The organism is Streptococcus parasanguinis, assembly GCF_001074805.1.
GTDB lineage: Bacteria > Bacillota > Bacilli > Lactobacillales > Streptococcaceae > Streptococcus > Streptococcus parasanguinis_A.
The window spans coordinates 20,700-39,315 of record NZ_JUPI01000052.1; the positions used below are offsets into that span (position 1 = coordinate 20,700).

Sequence of the window (18,616 nt, forward strand, 5' to 3'; positions counted from 1 at the left end):
GAGAAAAAATGAGAATTGCAGATTATAGCGTGACCAAGGCAGTGCTAGAGCGTCACGGTTTTACCTTTAAAAAATCCTTCGGTCAGAACTTCTTGACCGATACCAATATCCTTCAAAAGATTGTCGATACGGCTGAGATTGATAAAACCGTCAATGTCATCGAAATCGGTCCTGGAATTGGAGCTTTGACTGAGTTCTTGGCGGAAAATGCGGCAGAAGTGATGGCCTTTGAAATTGATGACCGTTTGGTTCCCATCTTAGCGGATACCTTGCGTGATTTTGACAATGTCACGGTTGTCAACCAAGACATCCTCAAGGTAGACCTCAACCAGTACATCGCAGAGTTTAAAAATCCAGACCTTCCGATCAAGGTGGTGGCTAACCTTCCTTACTACATTACGACTCCCATCCTCATGCACTTGATCGAATCCAAGATTCCTTTCCAAGAATTTGTGGTCATGATGCAAAAAGAGGTGGCAGACCGCATCTCAGCTGAGCCCAACACCAAGGCTTATGGTTCTTTGTCCATTGCAGTCCAGTACTATATGACTGCTAAGGTAGCCTTTATCGTGCCTCGCACCGTCTTTGTGCCAGCACCAAATGTCGACTCTGCCATCCTCAAGATGGTGCGTCGCGAAGAGCCAGCAGTAGCCGTCAAGGACGAAGATTTCTTCTTCTCTGTTAGCAAGGCTAGCTTTGTCCATCGGCGGAAGACACTTTGGAACAACTTGACCAGTCGCTTTGGCAAGACCGAAGAAATCAAAGCCAAACTGGAAGAAGGAATCCAAGCTGCAGGCCTGCAACCTTCTGTACGAGGAGAAGCTCTTAGCCTAGAAGACTTCGCTCGCCTAGCAGACGGCCTTCTAGAAGTCGGGATCAAATAATAGAAAAGACATGAGATATGAAGCTCATGTCTTTTTGAATGATGGAAGGAAAGGACGGGATTTGAACCCGCGCGTGAATAAAAATCCACTTGCCGGATTTCGAGTCCGGTGCCGTACCGAGCTGGGCCACCTTTCCAAGATGCGGAGAAAGGGATTTGAACCCTCACGCCCGAAGGGGCACATGCGCCTGAAGCATGCGTGTCTGCCGTTCCACCACCTCCGCATAGTTCTATTATACACTTTTTAGGAAAAATGCCAAGGAAAAAAAGGAAGGTGCCCTTTCCCGAATTCTGCTAAAAGACAAGTCATAACAGATACTCCGTCTTCTGTTTCTATCCATTTAAAAAACGAACCTATTCGTTTCTAAAAGCGTCCGGAGAGGTTCACTTTTCGTTTTTTCTTATCAAGCAAACCAGCCTTATTTCTCATTTTTTGGTATAATAGATAGTATTAATCTCAAAGGAGTGCGATTTGCAAGGAACAATCGTCAAGGCCTTGGCTGGCTTTTACTACGTGGAGTCAGATGGTCACATTTACCAGACACGGGCTCGTGGAAATTTTAGAAAAAAAGGACAGACTCCTTATGTGGGAGATCAGGTAGAGTTCTCTGCTGAAGAGAATTCAGAAGGCTACATCTTGAGCATTGCGCCTCGAAAAAATAGCCTCGTGCGTCCTCCGATTGTCAATATTGATCAGGCAGTAGTGATTATGTCAGCTAAGGAGCCGGATTTCAATGCCAATCTTTTAGACCGTTTTCTGGTTCTTTTGGAGTATAAGGGGATTCATCCCATTGTCTATATTTCAAAACTGGACTTGTTAGAAGATATGGAAGACATCCACTACTACCAAGGAATCTATCAGGCTATTGGCTATGATTTTGTCTTGTCGATTGAGGAACTCTTGCCCCTTTTGACCAATCAAACCACGGTCTTTATGGGACAGACCGGTGTAGGAAAATCGACCTTGCTCAATAAAATCGCTCCGGATCTGGAGCTTGAAACGGGTGAGATTTCAGATAGTCTGGGGCGCGGTCGACACACGACCCGAGCTGTCAGCTTTTACCATTTAAATGGAGGAAAGATCGCAGATACGCCTGGCTTCTCCTCCCTCGATTATGAAGTGACGACCAGTGAAGACTTAAATCATGCCTTCCCAGAAATCGCCGACGTGAGCCACTCTTGTAAATTTCGTACCTGTACCCACACGCATGAGCCCGCTTGTGCGGTGAAACCAGCCGTTGAAAGAGAGGAAATTGCGCCTTTCCGTTATGAGGATTACTTGCAATTTCTAAGTGAGATTGAAAACCGTCGCGAAACCTATAAAAAAATTTCGAAAAAAATACCAAAATAGGAGACACTACAACGATGAAAACAATGAAAATTGCACCCTCAATTTTGAGTGCCGATTATGCCAATTTTGAAAGTGAATTAAAACGCTTAGAAGCAGCTGGAGCTGACTATGCCCATATCGATGTCATGGATGGCCATTTTGTGCCCAATATCAGCTTTGGAGCTGGTGTCGTAGAGAGCATGCGTCCACATAGCAAGTTGGTCTTTGATTGCCACTTGATGGTCACCAATCCCGAACACCATATCGAAGAATTCGCCCGTGCAGGTGCGGATATCATCAGCATCCACGTAGAAGCAACTCACCATATCCACGGAGCTCTTCAAAAAATTCGTCAAGCAGGTGTGAAGGCGAGTGTCGTGATCAATCCAGGAACTCCTGTAGTCAGTATCAAACATGTCTTGAACTTGGTAGATCAAGTCTTGGTCATGACCGTTAATCCAGGATTCGGTGGCCAAGCCTTCTTGCCTGAAACCATGGACAAGGTGCGCGAATTAGCCGCGCTTCGTGAAGAAAAAGGCTTAGGCTTTGATATCGAAGTCGATGGAGGAATTGATGGCCAAACTATTTCCCAAGCAAAAGAAGCCGGGGCCAATGTCTTTGTAGCAGGCTCTTATGTCTTTAATGGAGATGTTAATGAGCGTGTTCAAACGCTCCGAGATGCTGTAAATGGGTAAGATCGCAATACTGGCAGGAGGGGACAGCACGCTTTTGCCAAGAAATCATGACGCTTATGTAGGCGTTGATGGTGGCTGTTTGAAGTTACTGGAACAAGGCCTGCCATTAGATATAGCTGTGGGGGATTTCGATTCCGTCTCTGAGACTGATTTGAATAAGATCCGTATCCAAGCCAAGCAGGTTATTCAATCCATCCCTGAAAAGAACGATACGGATTTGGAATTGGCCTTGAAAGCAGTCTTTGAAGCCTATCCAGAGGCTATTATCACCGTTTATGGTGCCTTTGGCGGTCGCTTGGATCACTTCTTGTCTAATATCTTTTTACCGACCGATCCAGACCTAGCTCCCTACATGGATCAGATCCAATTAGTCGATGGTCAAAACCGCTTAATCTACAGACCAGCTGGCTGCCATGAGATTCAGCCAGATCCAGCCATGTCCTATGTTGGTTTTATGCCTGTCGGACAAGGCCACTTAGAGATCACAGGGGCCAAGTATCCGCTCCATCAGGATAATTATTTTTTGAAGGCCATGTATGGCTCCAATGAATTTTTGGATCAACCGATTCAAGTGAGTCTTGACCGTGGCTATCTTGTCATTGTTTATAGTAAAGACAGAGGTTAATATGAATATCATTCTGCTTCTGATTGGCCTGCTCAATCTGGGCCTCCTCATCTATTTCTTGCAACGGTCAGATGATACAAGACCGGCTTTACGAGAGATGCTGGAAGACCATGAGGATCATTTGACAGACCAGTTGGACTATCGTTTTGAAAAAGAAAGACAAGCAAGCCAGATTGCCAATCAGCAGTTAGAGATCGCCCTGACAGATCGCTTGACCGAGATGCGAGTGGAGATCCACCAGCAGACGACAGCTCTGCGCGCTGAGATGAATGAGCACTTTACTAAAAATCGGGACAAAACAGATGAGCGCATGCGCCAGATCCAAGAGTCCAATGAAGTGCGGCTAGAACAGATGCGCCAAACGGTAGAAGAAAAATTGGAGAAAACCTTGCAGCACCGCTTGCAGACCTCCTTTGAGACGGTTTCAAAACAATTGGAGTCGGTCAACAAAGGGCTGGGAGAAATGCAGACGGTGGCGCGGGATGTCGGAACTCTTAATAAAGTTCTCTCCAATACTAAGACGCGTGGGATTATGGGCGAATTGCAGCTGGGCCAAATTATTGAAGATATCTTGACCCCAGCCCAGTATGAGCGGGAGTTTGTCACCGTTCCCCAATCCAGTGAGCGCGTGGAGTATGCTATTAAGCTTCCAGGACAAGGAGAGGAGCCAGTCTATCTGCCGATTGACTCTAAATTCCCACTGGAAGACTACTATCGTCTGGAAGAAGCTTATGAATCAGGAGAGAAAGAGGAGATCGAGCGTTACCGCAAGGCCCTTCTTGCTAGTATCAAGCGTTTTGCTAAGGATATCCAACAAAAATACCTCTTTCCACCAGCGACAACGAATTTCGGAATTCTCTTTTTGCCAACCGAAGGCCTCTATTCCGAAGTGGTTCGCAATCCAGAATTCTTCGATCGCTTGCGTCGGGACGAACAAATTTTAGTGGCTGGGCCAAGTACCTTATCAGCCCTCTTGAACTCCTTGTCTGTTGGCTTTAAAACGCTCAACATCCAAAAGAGCGCAGATGACATTAGCAAGGTGTTGGGATCGGTCAAATCAGAATTCCATAAGTTTGGAGGGATTCTGGCCAAGACTCAGCGCCATTTAAAGAATGCTTCCAATAATATTGATGATTTGCTAACCAGACGGACCAGTGCCATCGAGCGGACACTCCGCCAAATCGAAAGCGATGAGGACCTGCTGGGACTAGATGTATATATAGAAGATGGAGAAGATGATGGTCAAAATTAACCAAATGAAAAAAGATGAATTGTTCGAAGGATTCTATTTGATCAAGTCAGCAGAAGTGCGTCAAACGCGGGCCGGGAAAAACTACCTCGCCTTTGTCTTCCAGGATGAGACCGGTACAATCGAAGGTAAACTATGGGATGCCCAACCTCACAATGTAGAGAGTTTTATGGCTGGACGCGTGGTCCATATGTCTGGACGTCGAGAAGTTTACAATAATACTCCGCAAGTCAACCAATTAAACATGCGCTTGCCCCAAGCAGGAGAGCCCAACAATCCAGCAGACTTTAAGGAAAAACCACCAGTAGATCCCAAGGAATTGCATGAATACCTGTCAAACATGATTTTCAAAATTGAAAATCCAGTCTGGCAACGGATTGTCCGGGCCCTCTATGGGAAATATGAGAAAGAGTTTTATAGCTATCCAGCTGCTAAGACCAACCACCATGCCTTTGAAGCAGGCCTTGCTTATCATACGGCGACCATGGTCCGCTTGGCAGATAGTATCGGTGATATCTATCCTCAGTTGAATAAGAGCTTGCTCTTTGCAGGGATTATGTTACACGATTTGGCCAAAGTGATCGAGTTGACGGGGCCTGAAAATACAGAATACACTGTTCGAGGCAACCTCATCGGCCACATTGCACTCATCGATGAAGAAATCACCAAGGTCTTGCAAGACTTGAAGATTGATGACCAAAAAGAAGATGTCATCGTTCTTCGCCATGTGATCTTGAGTCACCATGGCTTGCTCGAATACGGTAGTCCTGTTCGTCCAAAGATCATGGAAGCAGAGATTATTCATATGATCGATAATTTGGATGCAGAAATGATGATGATGACAACGGCACTTGGCTTAATTGGTCCTGGCGAAATGACCAATAAAATCTTTGCTATGGAAAATCGTTCCTTCTATAAACCGAATCTCGACTAGTAAAAACAGAGATAAATACGGGAATGATTCTGCCAAAAATAAAATAATCAGGAAAAAACGGCCTTCTGTAAATCAGAATGTTCGTTTTTTTCGCTTCTTATGGTATAATGATAGAAAAAACTACATGGTGAGAAAATGAAATTAAGAAGAAGTGAACGGATGGTCGTGATTTCTAATTACTTGATCAACCATCCCTATGAATTGACGAGCCTCAATACGTTTGCGGAAAAGTATGAGTCTGCCAAGTCTTCCATCTCAGAAGATATCGTGATCATTAAGCGTGCGTTTGAAGAGATGGAAATCGGAAATATTGAGACCATTACAGGAGCTGGTGGAGGTGTTATCTTTACACCGTCTATCTCAGATCAAGAATCCAAAGAAATCGTCGAGGATCTTTGCAAGCAGCTGTCTGAAAGTGATCGTATCCTTCCTGGTGGCTACATTTACCTGTCTGATCTGTTGAGCAATCCAAAGATTTTGAATCGCATCGGCCGCATCATTGCCAAAGCTTTCCGGGATAAGAAGATTGATGCTGTCATGACCGTAGCGACCAAGGGAGTTCCTCTAGCCAATGCAGTAGCCAATGTCTTGAATGTTCCTTTTGTTATTGTCCGTCGTGATTTGAAAATCACAGAAGGGTCAACCGTTAGTGTCAACTATGTTTCAGGCTCAAGTGGGGATCGCATTGAGAAAATGTTCCTTTCAAAACGGAGCCTAAAAGCAGGAAGCCGGGTCTTGATTGTCGATGACTTCCTTAAAGGTGGCGGAACGATTAACGGGATGGTCAGCCTCTTGTCTGAATTTGATTCTGAATTAGCAGGGGTAGCTGTCTTTGCGGATAATGCTGCAACCGACCGTGAATTCTTTGAACACAAATCCTTATTGCGCGTGACCAACATCGATGTAAAAGAAAATAAATTGAGTGTCGAAGTTGGGAATATCTTTGATTAAGAGCAACAAAGGAGGATCAAAAAGTGAAAAGAATTTTAGATCGATTTGATAATAGTCCTTTGTGGATTCGCTTGGTGACAGTTCTGTCTCTATCCTTTATTTTGGTAGCTGGTTTGTATACCGTTAAAAAGAATACAGCTGCCCAGGTAACGACAGAAATTCAACCTGCTAAAAAAACAGGTTCCCTTCCAGTGAAAAAGGAAACAAAGGAAGAAAAAGAAAAGAAGGAAGAAAAGAAAAATACAGAAGCTGCTGAAAAAGCAGTCGTTCAAATGGAAACAACTCCAAGTCAAGATTCTGTGAACGCTGCCCAAGCTGCTGTGAAGAAAGTCAAAGATGCGACTCAAAAGCAATCGCTTGAGGCCCGTATCCAATACATCGCTAACTATTATGGACTGACCTATGAGAGCGACACAGCGGCAACACAGCAGACTCAAACAGACGCTAATGCCAACACGAACGCGAACGCAAATACTAATGCCAATGCCAATGCTGGAGTAGCTGGAGCCAATGCGACAGTTCAACCACAACAGCAACAACAGTATGCTCCGGCTGCAGATGCAGGGGCAGAAGTACCTGCTGAAGCTGGTCAATAATGAACTTTTTCGACTTCTTTAAAAAATAAAAAAACATCTTGCAATCAAAGTGCCGTCATGTTATAATAATAGACGGTACTTTTTACTTTTGGTCTCTCAAGAGTGTACAGGGACGTGCTGACAAATGTTGCAAAAGTACACACAGATGGTAGCTGTCACCAAGTGTACCATCACCAAAAATAAAAAATTTCACAGGAGAATGTAGATGCCTACAATTAACCAATTGGTTCGCAAACCGCGTAAATCAAAAGTAGAAAAATCTAAATCACCAGCTTTGAACGTTGGTTACAACAGTCATAAAAAAGTTCAAACAAACGTTTCTTCACCACAAAAACGTGGTGTTGCAACTCGTGTTGGAACAATGACACCTAAAAAACCTAACTCTGCCCTTCGTAAATTTGCCCGTGTACGTTTGAGCAACTTGATCGAAGTAACTGCTTATATCCCAGGTATCGGACACAACTTGCAAGAACACAGCGTGGTTCTTCTTCGTGGTGGACGTGTAAAAGACCTTCCAGGGGTACGTTACCATATCGTCCGTGGAGCACTTGATACTGCAGGTGTAAACGATCGTAAACAAGGCCGTTCTAAATACGGTACTAAAAAACCAAAAGCATAAGGAAAGGGGATAAAGAAAAATGAGTCGTAAAAACCGTGCGCCTAAACGCGATGTATTGCCAGATCCGCTTTACAATTCACAATTAGTTACTCGTCTTATCAACCGCGTTATGCTTGATGGTAAACGTGGTACAGCTGCTTCAATCGTTTACGGAGCTTTCGAACAAATTAAAGAAGCTACTGGAAACGATGCTCTTGAAGTATTCGAAACAGCTATGGAAAACATCATGCCTGTACTTGAAGTACGTGCTCGCCGTGTCGGTGGTTCTAACTACCAAGTCCCAGTTGAAGTTCGTCCAGAACGTCGTACAACACTTGGACTTCGTTGGTTGGTAACAATCGCTCGTCAACGTGGTGAACACACAATGGTTGATCGTCTTGCAAAAGAAATCTTGGATGCAGCGAACAACACTGGTGCAGCTGTTAAGAAACGTGAAGATACTCACCGTATGGCTGAAGCTAACCGTGCATTCGCACACTTCCGCTGGTAATAAAATGATACTAAGAGCGGCAAAGGCCCAAGGCAAAAATAGGAAACTGATGCAGTGTTCGATGAACACAAAGCAGTTTATCTTTTTTGCACCGGGCCTCGCTCGGGTTCAAATCAGTTAACTTGAGCTTTTAGCCCGAGTTCAATTCAACTCTTCTTACAAGTTGGAACCAAAACTTAGCATGAAAACACTAAGAACGGGTAGGTCCTGCCTATCCGTTTTTATTAAATCATGTTATAATAGAATATAGAAATAAAAAATATAGGAGAAACAAACCTCATGGCACGCGAATTTTCACTTGAAAAAACTCGTAATATCGGTATCATGGCTCACGTCGATGCTGGTAAAACAACTACAACTGAGCGTATCCTTTACTACACTGGTAAGATTCACAAAATCGGTGAAACTCACGAAGGTGCGTCACAAATGGACTGGATGGAGCAAGAACAAGAACGTGGTATCACTATCACATCTGCCGCTACAACAGCTCAATGGAAAGACACTCGTGTAAACATCATCGACACACCAGGACACGTGGACTTCACTATCGAAGTTCAACGTTCACTCCGCGTTTTGGACGGTGCTGTAACCGTTCTTGACTCACAATCAGGTGTTGAGCCTCAAACTGAAACAGTTTGGCGTCAAGCAACTGAATACGGAGTTCCACGTATCGTATTCGCTAACAAGATGGATAAAATCGGTGCTGACTTCCTTTACTCAGTAAGCACACTTCATGACCGTCTTCAAGCAAACGCTCACCCAATTCAATTGCCAATCGGTGCTGAAGATGACTTCCGCGGAATCATTGACTTGATCAAGATGAAAGCTGAAATCTATACTAACGACCTTGGTACAGATATCCTTGAAGAAGATATTCCAGCTGAATACCTTGAACAAGCTCAAGAATACCGTGAAAAATTGGTTGAAGCAGTTGCTGAAACTGATGAAGACTTGATGATGAAATACCTTGAAGGGGAAGAAATTACTAACGAAGAATTGAAAGCTGGTATCCGTAAAGCTACAATCAACGTTGAATTCTACCCAGTACTTTGTGGTTCTGCCTTCAAGAACAAAGGGGTTCAATTGATGTTGGATGCAGTCCTTGACTACCTTCCAAGCCCACTTGATATCCCTGCAATCAAGGGTGTAAACCCAGATACAGACGAAGAAGAAGAACGTCCAGCATCTGATGAAGAGCCATTTGCAGCTCTTGCCTTCAAGATCATGACTGACCCATTCGTAGGTCGTTTGACATTCTTCCGTGTTTACTCAGGTGTCTTGAACTCAGGTTCATACGTATTGAACACTTCTAAAGGTAAACGTGAACGTATCGGACGTATCCTTCAAATGCACGCCAACACTCGTAAAGAAATCGAAACAGTTTACTCTGGAGATATCGCTGCTGCCGTTGGTTTGAAAGATACTACAACTGGTGACTCATTGACAGATGAAAAAGCAAAAATCATCCTTGAATCAATCGAAGTTCCAGAACCAGTTATCCAATTGATGGTTGAGCCTAAATCTAAAGCGGACCAAGACAAGATGGGTATCGCCCTTCAAAAATTGGCTGAAGAAGATCCAACATTCCGCGTTGAAACAAACCCTGAAACTGGTGAAACAGTTATCTCTGGTATGGGTGAGTTGCACTTGGATGTCCTTGTTGACCGTATGAAACGTGAATTCAAGGTTGAAGCTAACGTTGGTGCTCCTCAAGTATCTTACCGTGAAACATTCCGCGCTTCTACACAAGCACGTGGATTCTTCAAACGTCAATCTGGTGGTAAAGGTCAGTTTGGTGATGTTTGGATCGAATTTACTCCAAACGAAGAAGGTAAAGGATTCGAGTTCGAAAATGCGATCGTCGGTGGTGTGGTTCCACGTGAATTCATCCCTGCAGTAGAAAAAGGACTTCAAGAATCTATGGCGAACGGTGTTCTTGCTGGTTACCCAATGGTTGACGTGAAAGCTAAGCTTTACGATGGTTCATACCACGATGTCGACTCATCTGAAACTGCCTTCAAGATCGCTGCATCTCTTGCACTTAAAGAAGCTGCTAAGACTGCACAACCAGCTATCCTTGAACCAATGATGCTTGTAACCATCACAGTTCCTGAAGAAAACCTTGGGGATGTTATGGGTCACGTAACTGCTCGTCGTGGACGTGTAGATGGTATGGAAGCACACGGTGCAAGCCAAATCGTTCGTGCATATGTACCACTTGCTGAAATGTTCGGTTACGCTACTGTCCTTCGTTCTGCAACTCAAGGACGTGGTACCTTCATGATGGTATTTGACCACTACGAAGATGTACCAAAATCAGTACAAGAAGAAATCATTAAAAAAGCTAAAGGTGAAGCTTAATTTACCAATGCTTAAAAACTCTTCCCACTTTGGGAAGAGTTTTTCTTTGTTCCAAAAGTGAATACAAGTAAAAAAGTGCTCTTCCTAGCAAACAAGACTTTGTGAAAAACTTCAATAAAAGAGGTGGTGATCTATGATAAATCTTGCTTTTCGTGGGGAAATAGTTGCTTTTTAATGCAATAAAGTATATAATAGAGACTGTTAAAAGATGTTTGGCGCTGTGTCAAGTTACTCTTTTCACAAAAAATTTTTTTGATTTTCATAAGGAGGAAATCACGAATGGTAGTTAAAGTTGGTATTAACGGTTTCGGTCGTATCGGACGTCTTGCTTTCCGTCGTATCCAAAACGTAGAAGGTGTTGAAGTTACACGCATCAACGACCTTACAGATCCAGTTATGCTTGCACACTTGTTGAAATACGATACAACTCAAGGTCGTTTCGACGGTACTGTGGAAGTTAAAGAAGGTGGATTCGAAGTTAACGGTAAATTCATTAAAGTTTCCGCTGAACGTGATCCAGAACAAATCGACTGGGCTAACGACGGTGTAGAAATCGTTCTTGAAGCAACTGGTTTCTTTGCTACTAAAGCAGCTGCTGAAAAACACTTGCATGCTGGTGGTGCTAAGAAAGTTGTTATCACTGCTCCTGGTGGATCAGATGTTAAAACAGTCGTATTTAACACTAACCACGATATTCTTGATGGTACTGAAACAGTTATCTCAGGTGCTTCATGTACTACAAACTGCTTGGCTCCAATGGCTAAAGCTCTTCAAGATAACTTCGGTGTTGTTGAAGGATTGATGACTACTATCCACGCTTACACTGGTGACCAAATGATCCTTGACGGTCCACACCGTAAAGGTGACCTTCGTCGTGCACGCGCTGGTGCTGCTAACATCGTTCCTAACTCAACTGGTGCTGCTAAAGCAATCGGTTTGGTTATCCCTGAATTGAACGGTAAATTGGACGGAGCTGCACAACGTGTTCCTGTTCCAACTGGATCAGTTACTGAATTGGTAGTTGTTCTTGACAAGAACGTTACTGTTGATGAAGTGAACGCAGCTATGAAAGCAGCTTCAAACGAATCATACGGTTACACTGAAGATCCAATCGTTTCTTCAGACGTTGTAGGTATGTCTTACGGATCATTGTTTGACGCAACTCAAACTAAAGTTATTGACGTTGACGGTAAACAATTGGTTAAAGTTGTTTCATGGTATGACAACGAAATGTCTTACACTGCACAACTTGTTCGTACTCTTGAATACTTCGCAAAAATTGCTAAATAATTCATGCGTATGATGAGAGGAGGGAAACCTCCTCTTTTTTTGTACTTTTTTTAGGGCTTTCTCATCATATTATAGGAATTGCTAAAATTGATTGACAGTGCTAAATAGATTAGGGTATCCTATCCTTGATTGGAGATTTCTAATACAAGAAAATGAAAGCGATTACAGATCGTGGAGGAAGGAGCCAATGGAAATCGCTCAAGAAAAAGAAAAAAACCATACAAGGAGGTCAAGATGAAAGGTCATCTATTTGAAAAGAAAGAACGATTTAGTATACGAAAATTCAGTGTGGGAGTTTGCTCTGCATTGATTGGGTTAGCATTTTTAGGAACAGGCGCTGTCTCTGCAGATGAGACGGTTTCTACTAGTGAACAACCTTTAGAAGCATCTTCAGCAACGACCGAAGACGTCAATCATCTAGTGAGAGAAGCTGGCGTCTATACTGCAGATGCGGCCTTACCTTCTGCAGAAACGGAAAAACCAGTCGCAGAAGCGGTCACTCCGGAGGCTAGTCCTACGAGTACAGAAGCTAGCTCGACGACTACAGATCATCCAGCTGTTTCAGAGACTGAAAAACCGAAAGCTACTGCTGAGAAAGTGGCTGATTTACCAACCAATGAAGAAAAACAATTAAGACCCAAAGAAGTTAAGTTCGATACCTGGGACGATCTCTTGAAGTGGGAACCAGGAAAACGAGTGGATGACGATATGAACAGAGCAAGCGTTCCACTTGCGAGTCGTTTCCAAGGAAAACAAATTAATGAACAAGCCAACCCTGAAGCGAAGATCCAAGCACTGTCAAATATGAACTCCAAAGCCAAGGATCATGCGTCTGTCGGCGGGGAAGAGTTTAAGGCCTATGCTTTTGATTACTGGCAATATTTAGATTCCATGGTCTTTTGGGAAGGGCTGGTTCCATCAGCAGATGTGATCGATGCTGCCCACCGAAATGGGGTTCCTATTTATGGAACACTCTTTTATAACTGGTCTAGCAGTATCAAGGATCAAGAACATTTTGCAGAAACCTTGAAAGAAGATAGTGAAGGCTCTAAAACCTTCCCGATCGCCCGTAAATTAGTCGAACTTGCCAAGTACTATGGCTTTGATGGTTACTTTATCAACCAAGAGACAACCGGAAATCTTGTAGAACCATTGGGTCCAAAATTGAGAGATTTTCTTCTTTATACCAAGGAATATGCGAAGAGTCTCAACTATCCGATTAAGTATTCCTGGTATGATGCTATGACCTATGAATATGGCCGTTACCATGAGAATGCGCTGGGAGAATACAACTACAATTTCATGCAGCCAGAAAATGGGGAAAATCCTGTTGATACCTTCTTTGCTAACTTTAACTGGGGCAAATCAGAAGTTGATTATTCCATCAGCACAGCTAAATGGATTCATCGGAATCCTTATGATGTTCTAGCTGGACTCGAGCTCCAAAAAGGAGGCTCTTATAAGACTAATGTAGACTGGAATGCCATTTTAGATGAACATGGCAAGTTGCGTCTATCCCTTGGTCTTTATGCGCCAGATACGATTACAGGGCTAGGAAAGACTGGAGAAGGATACCATACCCATGAAGATCTATTCTGGACAGGTTTCCAAGGGGATCCGACTAAAGGAAAACCAGCAGACCAATCTTGGTACGGTATGTCTAATCTAGTAGTGGACAAAACCCCAATCACTAGTGAAGATTTCAATACTTCCTTTAATACTGGACACGGAAAACACTGGTTTGTGGATGGCAAGATTTCTAAAGAAGGGGAGTGGAACTACCGTTCTGTTTCTGGCTACCTTCCAACATGGCGTTGGTGGGTAGAGCATAGTGAGGATAGTGCGCCATTGAAAGGTCGTTATGATTTTGATCAAGCCTACAATGGAGGAAATTCTCTGGCCTTTGAAGGAGATCTAAAAGCCAATAGCAGTCAAAATGTCATGCTCTATTCGACCAAGATTCCAGTGACAGAAAAGACCAAATTGAGCGTCTCTCACAAGGGTGGAGTCGGTGCAGCTGCTTGGGTAGCTGTTGCCACCAAAGAAGACTACTCTGAATACGAATGGAAGGAATTGACACCGAGTGCAGATTGGTCTACTCAAACCTTTGATTTAGGAAGTTTGGCTGGCAAGACCATCTATGCTGTAAAGATGTTCTTTGACCATGATACGGATGTTAAAGATTACAAATTTAATCTCGGCCAATTGTCGATTACGTCAAACCAAGAGAAACCAGCGACTCCAGCAGAAGTAACCGTTCGAGCAAAACGTCTACAAAATGCGCAAGAAGCAGAAGCAGTTCTCAATTTTAAAGGGGTAGCAGATGCGGATTATTATGAAGTCTATGAAAAAAATGGCGACAACTGGCGTCTCTTAACAGGGTCTTCTGCGACAACCGTCTATCTACCAAAAGTTAGTCGTTCAGCAAGTGCTGAAGGAACCACTCAGGAACTAAAGGTTGTGGCAGTTGGGAAGAACGGTCAACGTTCGGATGCGGGAACTGTAGCCTTTGATTGGGGGATGACCGTGTCAGATACCAGTCTTCCAAAAGCCCTAGCACCAAACGTGGTCATCGGAGCCAAAGTGATCGGTTCGAGCTTCCCAGATGCGGATGGTAGTGAAGGCATCGAAGGTATGTTAAATGGTACCATTACCAGTCTTTCAGATAAATGGTCTTCTGCTCAATTGAGTGGAACCGTCGATATTCGCTTGACACAACCACGGACCATTGTTCGTTGGGTCATGGACCATGCCGGTGCGGGTGGAGAATCTGTCGACGATGGCAAGATGAATACCCGTGACTTCGACCTTTACTACAAGGATGAAGCGGGTGAATGGAAGCTTGCTAAGGAAGTTCGTGGCAATAAAGCCCATGTGTCCGACATTACACTCGACCATCCAATCAAGGCTCAAGACTGGCGTCTCCATGTCATTACGGCAGATAACGGCACCCCATGGCAAGCCATCAGGATTTACAACTGGAAGATGTATGAAAGTCTGGATACTGAAACGGTCAACATTCCGATGAAAAATGCCGCAGCGCAAAACCTAGGTAATCATTTTGTCCAAGTCGGTTTCAAAGATGTCCCAGCTAATACTACTCTGACTCTTTATGCCGATAAAGAAGCCACTAGTCCAATTGCGACCATGACAGCCGATCAAGCTGGAAATCTCATCTTTAAACCGCTCGCTTTTGAATCAACCCCGTCTCTTCTTTACTATCGTGCACAAGTTCCTGGTAAAGATATCAGTAATGTTTTGGCGATCGAAGTTCCAAAGAATGATAAAGAAATTGCGGGACTTCAATTTGAAGATGGATTGACTAAGAAGGTCTACCGGGAAGGCGATGCCCTTTCCTTGAAAGGGGCGACTCTCCGCGTTCATTATAAAGATGGCCAAGCAGATCAACTGGTCAATCTCACCAACTCAGGTGTAGAGATTCATGGATTTGACAGTAGCAAGCTTGGAGAACAACACCTAGAAGTCTCTTACCTTGGTCAGAAATTGGATAAGACCCTCACTGTTTTTGTGGTCAGTGCAGAGGAAGCAGGTGAAAAAGCAGTTGCTGGTCTAGAATTGACCGACAAACCAAAAGTGGAATATATTGTCGGAGAAGCATTGGAGAAGGAGGGTGGACGCTTTACAGTCGTCTTTGAAGATGAAACGACCGAAACGCATGCCTTGACAGATGAAGGGGTTGAAGTGACTGGCTTTGATACGACCAAGGAAGGTCGTCAAACCATCACTGTCCATTACAAAGGAGCTAGTACAAGCTTTGATGTCCTCGTGAATCCAAAACCAGCTCTCAACGATGAATACCTTAAGCAAAAATTGGCTGAAGCTGAAGCTGCAAAAGCCAAAGTAGACTTTACTTTTGCGACTCCTGAAGTCAAAGAAGCTTTGCTGGCTGGAATGGCTGCTTCTGAAAAAGTCTTGAAAGAGCATGATACCAGCACACAAGATCAAGTCAATGAGCAGTTGAACCAATTGACCGCTCTCTTGAAAGCCTTGGATGGTCAAGCCAATCTAACAAAAGAAAAAGAAGCTCTCTCTGCTCTGACAACAGAAGCGACTGCTCTATTAACAAGCAAGCCAAATCACCCTTCTGGAGAGGCTTTGCAGGCACTGGTTGAGAAAAATAAAGAGCTCCTAGCTTCTTCAGAGCTCACTCCTGAAGCGCTTGAAACAGCTAAGACAGGTCTAGAGACCTTGATTGCGCTCCTGAAAGAAGATAAGCCAGCGGTCTTTGTAGACCCTGCGACTGGAGTCGAAGTTCAATTCTCCAACTTAGAGCCAACCGTTGTCAAAGGACTAAAAGTCGCAAAAGTTGAAGCCAATCAGGTAGAAAAAGAAGAGCTGAAGGGCCGAGAAGGAATCGTATTTGATATTGAAGGCGTGGATGCAAGCGGTCAAGATATCGATACCCACCATCCATCCCTTGTGAAAATCCCTGTGGATAAGGATAAAGAAGTGGAGCAAGTTCTCTTCTTCCCAGAAGGTCAAGCTCCTCAATCCTTGGCCTTTGAGAGAGTTGGAGATGTAGTCATCTTTACAGCTCCTCACTTTACTCACTATGCGATTGTCTATAAGCCAGCACAAACGGAAGGACCAGATCAACCGATCCAACCAGAGGAACCGGCTAAACCTGATCAGCCTGTTCAACCAGCTCAACCAAATCAACCAGTCCAACCAGCTGCCCCAGTGACTCCGGATCCAGCTAATCCATTGAAGCCTACAGAGTCTTCTCAAGTGGATCAGTTGGCCCCAACGACTTCTACTCAAGCGGGTCATCAAGAGGAAGAACACAAGGATATGGTTGATCAAGAGATCCATCAGTTGTTAAGTGCCCACCAAGGAGCGAACTCACAGCCAACAGTTCAGCAAGAAACAAAAGATGCAAGCAAAGAAGGTCAATCGGAACACTTACCAAATACGGCAAGCCTAGAAGCTTCCTTTGCAGCTGAAGCTGTTCTCCTATCAGCCTTAGGCGGATTCCTCTTGGCTGGTAAGAAGAAAGAAGAGTAAGCCTTTTACAGGATTCTTTCGTTCTTTTAAAAAGTCACTCTCAAAAAAACCTCTCTGGTTTTCACCAGAGAGGTTTGATCTTGTATTTAGAAGTGTCGTTCGGATCCTGTGAATTAGAGGGGAAAAGCATTGGATTTTTCTACCTCTTTTACAGCTTTTGTGATATAATTATCATGTATTAAAAAAAGAAGGAGTCATATCTAATGGCAAAATTGACTGTTAAAGACGTTGACTTGAAAGGGAAAAAAGTTCTCGTTCGTGTTGACTTCAACGTTCCTGTAAAAGACGGCGTGATCACTAACGATAACCGTATCACTGCAGCTCTTCCAACTATCAAGTACATCCTTGAACAAGGTGGACGTGCAATCCTCTTCTCTCACCTTGGACGTGTAAAAGAAGAAGCAGATAAAGAAGGTAAATCACTTGCTCCTGTAGCTGCTGACTTGGCTGCTAAATTGGGTCAAGAAGTTAAATTTATCCCAGGTGTTACACGTGGTGCTGAATTGGAAGCAGCTGTTAACGCTCTTGAAGATGGACAAGTTCTCTTGGTTGAAAACACTCGTTTCGAAGATGTTGATGGCAAGAAAGAATCTAAAAATGATCCTGAACTTGGTAAATACTGGGCATCACTTGGAGATGGTATCTTCGTAAACGATGCATTTGGTACTGCTCACCGTGCACACGCATCTAACGTTGGTATCTCTGCAAACGTTGAGAAAGCTGTTGCTGGATTCCTTCTTGAAAACGAAATTGCTTACATCAAAGAAGCAGTTGAAGCTCCAGAACGTCCATTCGTAGCTATCCTTGGTGGATCTAAAGTATCTGACAAGATCGGTGTTATCGAAAACTTGCTTGAAAAAGCTGATAAAGTCCTTATCGGTGGTGGGATGACTTACACATTCTACAAAGCTCAAGGTATCGAAATCGGTAACTCACTTGTAGAAGAAGACAAATTGGATGTAGCGAAAGCTCTTCTTGAAAAATCAAACGGCAAATTGATCTTGCCAGTTGACTCAAAAGAAGCAAACGCATTTGCTGACTACACTGAAGTGAAAGACACTGAAGGTGAAGCAGTAGATCCAGGATTCCTTGGTCTTGATATCGGTCCTAAATCAATCGCTAAATTCGACCAAGAATTGACTGGTGCGAAAACAGTTGTATGGAACGGACCTATGGGTGTATTTGAAAACCCTGACTTCCAAGCTGGTACAATCGGTGTGATGGACGCTATCGTGAAACAACCAGGCGTTAAATCAATCATCGGTGGTGGTGACTCAGCAGCTGCTGCGATCAACCTTGGACGTGCAGACAAATTCTCATGGATCTCTACTGGTGGTGGTGCTTCTATGGAACTCCTTGAAGGTAAAGAACTTCCAGGATTGGCTGCTCTTACAGATAAATAATCTAATGAGAATTAAGAGGCTGGGACTTTTGTCCCAGCCTCTTAATTGTCTTTGCATCGTCGAGCAAGACGCAGTGGTTGAGTGGGCTCTACTACACTGATCTCATCAGCTTTTATAGCCCTACTCAACTGTGCGGAGGTGGGACGACGAAATCGAATTCTAACG

14 protein-coding genes and 2 tRNA genes are annotated in these 18,616 nt (G+C 43.8%); 14 read left to right on the top strand and 2 right to left on the bottom strand.

Annotation, left to right across the window (positions count from 1 at the left end; translation table 11 throughout):
- The first annotated feature begins 8 nt into the window (after positions 1-8).
- Entirely contained in the window at positions 9-884 is an 876-nt protein-coding gene (rsmA, locus tag ADI76_RS03590; RefSeq protein ID WP_049514798.1) for a 16S rRNA (adenine(1518)-N(6)/adenine(1519)-N(6))-dimethyltransferase RsmA, read from the top strand.
- Positions 885-930: 46 nt separating this feature from the next.
- On the opposite strand, the gene ADI76_RS03595 is transcribed toward rsmA, so the two are convergent.
- Together ADI76_RS03595 and ADI76_RS03600 are read right to left on the bottom strand one after the other, a co-directional pair.
- Positions 931-1,020, bottom strand: a tRNA-Ser gene (locus ADI76_RS03595).
- Between the two features lie 4 nt (positions 1,021-1,024).
- Positions 1,025-1,107: transfer RNA gene (locus ADI76_RS03600), tRNA-Leu, on the bottom strand.
- 248 nt (positions 1,108-1,355) lie between these two features.
- On the opposite strand from ADI76_RS03600, the gene rsgA reads away from it, so the two are divergent.
- The 13 genes from rsgA to ADI76_RS03665 all read left to right on the top strand — a co-directional run bounded on the left by rsgA (position 1,356) and on the right by ADI76_RS03665 (position 18,451).
- Complete coding sequence (gene rsgA, locus ADI76_RS03605) at positions 1,356-2,234, top strand: ribosome small subunit-dependent GTPase A (protein ID WP_049514799.1); 879 nt, start codon at positions 1,356-1,358, stop codon at positions 2,232-2,234.
- Positions 2,235-2,248: 14 nt separating this feature from the next.
- Positions 2,249-2,908 (top strand): ribulose-phosphate 3-epimerase, encoded by a 660-nt coding sequence (gene rpe / locus ADI76_RS03610; RefSeq protein ID WP_049514800.1) that lies wholly within the window; start codon positions 2,249-2,251, stop codon positions 2,906-2,908.
- Positions 2,901-3,533 carry a thiamine diphosphokinase gene (locus ADI76_RS03615; protein ID WP_049506567.1) on the top strand — a complete coding sequence of 211 codons (633 nt, stop codon included), beginning with the start codon at positions 2,901-2,903 and terminating at the stop codon, positions 3,531-3,533. Before rpe ends, ADI76_RS03615 begins: the two co-directional genes overlap by 8 nt.
- Position 3,534: 1 nt before the next feature.
- On the top strand, positions 3,535-4,785 hold the full coding sequence (locus tag ADI76_RS03620) for a DNA recombination protein RmuC (RefSeq protein WP_049497101.1): 1,251 nt from the start codon (positions 3,535-3,537) through the stop codon (positions 4,783-4,785).
- A complete protein-coding gene (locus tag ADI76_RS03625; RefSeq protein ID WP_049514801.1) occupies positions 4,772-5,716 on the top strand; it encodes a 3'-5' exoribonuclease YhaM family protein in 945 nt (314 codons plus the stop codon). Before ADI76_RS03620 ends, ADI76_RS03625 begins: the two co-directional genes overlap by 14 nt.
- Positions 5,717-5,851: 135 nt before the next feature.
- Positions 5,852-6,667, top strand: a complete 816-nt coding sequence (gene purR / locus ADI76_RS03630) for a pur operon repressor (protein ID WP_037599408.1) — start codon at positions 5,852-5,854, stop codon at positions 6,665-6,667.
- Positions 6,668-6,690: 23 nt separating this feature from the next.
- Positions 6,691-7,263 carry a hypothetical protein gene (locus ADI76_RS03635; RefSeq protein ID WP_049514802.1) on the top strand — a complete coding sequence of 191 codons (573 nt, stop codon included), beginning with the start codon at positions 6,691-6,693 and terminating at the stop codon, positions 7,261-7,263.
- Positions 7,264-7,468: 205 nt separating this feature from the next.
- Positions 7,469-7,882 (top strand): 30S ribosomal protein S12, encoded by a 414-nt coding sequence (rpsL, locus tag ADI76_RS03640; RefSeq protein WP_003003125.1) that lies wholly within the window; start codon positions 7,469-7,471, stop codon positions 7,880-7,882.
- A 19-nt stretch (positions 7,883-7,901) separates the two neighbouring features.
- Entirely contained in the window at positions 7,902-8,372 is a 471-nt protein-coding gene (rpsG, locus tag ADI76_RS03645) for a 30S ribosomal protein S7 (RefSeq protein ID WP_003003105.1), read from the top strand.
- 279 nt (positions 8,373-8,651) lie between these two features.
- Positions 8,652-10,733 carry an elongation factor G gene (gene fusA, locus ADI76_RS03650; protein ID WP_003003071.1) on the top strand — a complete coding sequence of 694 codons (2,082 nt, stop codon included), beginning with the start codon at positions 8,652-8,654 and terminating at the stop codon, positions 10,731-10,733.
- Between the two features lie 279 nt (positions 10,734-11,012).
- The gene (gap, locus tag ADI76_RS03655; RefSeq protein ID WP_023919220.1) at positions 11,013-12,023 is read left to right on the top strand and encodes a type I glyceraldehyde-3-phosphate dehydrogenase; all 1,011 of its coding nucleotides are present in this window, start codon (positions 11,013-11,015) and stop codon (positions 12,021-12,023) included.
- A 234-nt stretch (positions 12,024-12,257) separates the two neighbouring features.
- Positions 12,258-17,048 (top strand): endo-beta-N-acetylglucosaminidase, encoded by a 4,791-nt coding sequence (locus ADI76_RS03660; protein WP_049514803.1) that lies wholly within the window; start codon positions 12,258-12,260, stop codon positions 17,046-17,048.
- A gap of 203 nt (positions 17,049-17,251) precedes the next feature.
- Positions 17,252-18,451: a phosphoglycerate kinase gene (locus ADI76_RS03665; protein ID WP_003002974.1), complete on the top strand. Its 1,200-nt coding sequence runs from the start codon at positions 17,252-17,254 to the stop codon at positions 18,449-18,451.
- Positions 18,452-18,616 lie beyond the last annotated feature (165 nt).

What these genes read in the sequence shown, in the direction of transcription:
- purR (WP_037599408.1), top strand. Translation starts at nt 5,852, where the DNA reads ATGAAATTAAGAAGAAGTGAACGGATGGTCGTGATTTCTAATTACTTG.
- rpsL (WP_003003125.1), top strand. Translation starts at nt 7,469, where the DNA reads ATGCCTACAATTAACCAATTGGTTCGCAAACCGCGTAAATCAAAAGTA.
- rsmA (WP_049514798.1), top strand. Translation starts at nt 9, where the DNA reads ATGAGAATTGCAGATTATAGCGTGACCAAGGCAGTGCTAGAGCGTCAC.
- ADI76_RS03615 (WP_049506567.1), top strand. Translation starts at nt 2,901, where the DNA reads ATGGGTAAGATCGCAATACTGGCAGGAGGGGACAGCACGCTTTTGCCA.
- rpsG (WP_003003105.1), top strand. Translation starts at nt 7,902, where the DNA reads ATGAGTCGTAAAAACCGTGCGCCTAAACGCGATGTATTGCCAGATCCG.
- fusA (WP_003003071.1), top strand. Translation starts at nt 8,652, where the DNA reads ATGGCACGCGAATTTTCACTTGAAAAAACTCGTAATATCGGTATCATG.
- ADI76_RS03620 (WP_049497101.1), top strand. Translation starts at nt 3,535, where the DNA reads ATGAATATCATTCTGCTTCTGATTGGCCTGCTCAATCTGGGCCTCCTC.
- ADI76_RS03625 (WP_049514801.1), top strand. Translation starts at nt 4,772, where the DNA reads ATGGTCAAAATTAACCAAATGAAAAAAGATGAATTGTTCGAAGGATTC.
- gap (WP_023919220.1), top strand. Translation starts at nt 11,013, where the DNA reads ATGGTAGTTAAAGTTGGTATTAACGGTTTCGGTCGTATCGGACGTCTT.
- ADI76_RS03660 (WP_049514803.1), top strand. Translation starts at nt 12,258, where the DNA reads ATGAAAGGTCATCTATTTGAAAAGAAAGAACGATTTAGTATACGAAAA.
- rpe (WP_049514800.1), top strand. Translation starts at nt 2,249, where the DNA reads ATGAAAACAATGAAAATTGCACCCTCAATTTTGAGTGCCGATTATGCC.
- ADI76_RS03665 (WP_003002974.1), top strand. Translation starts at nt 17,252, where the DNA reads ATGGCAAAATTGACTGTTAAAGACGTTGACTTGAAAGGGAAAAAAGTT.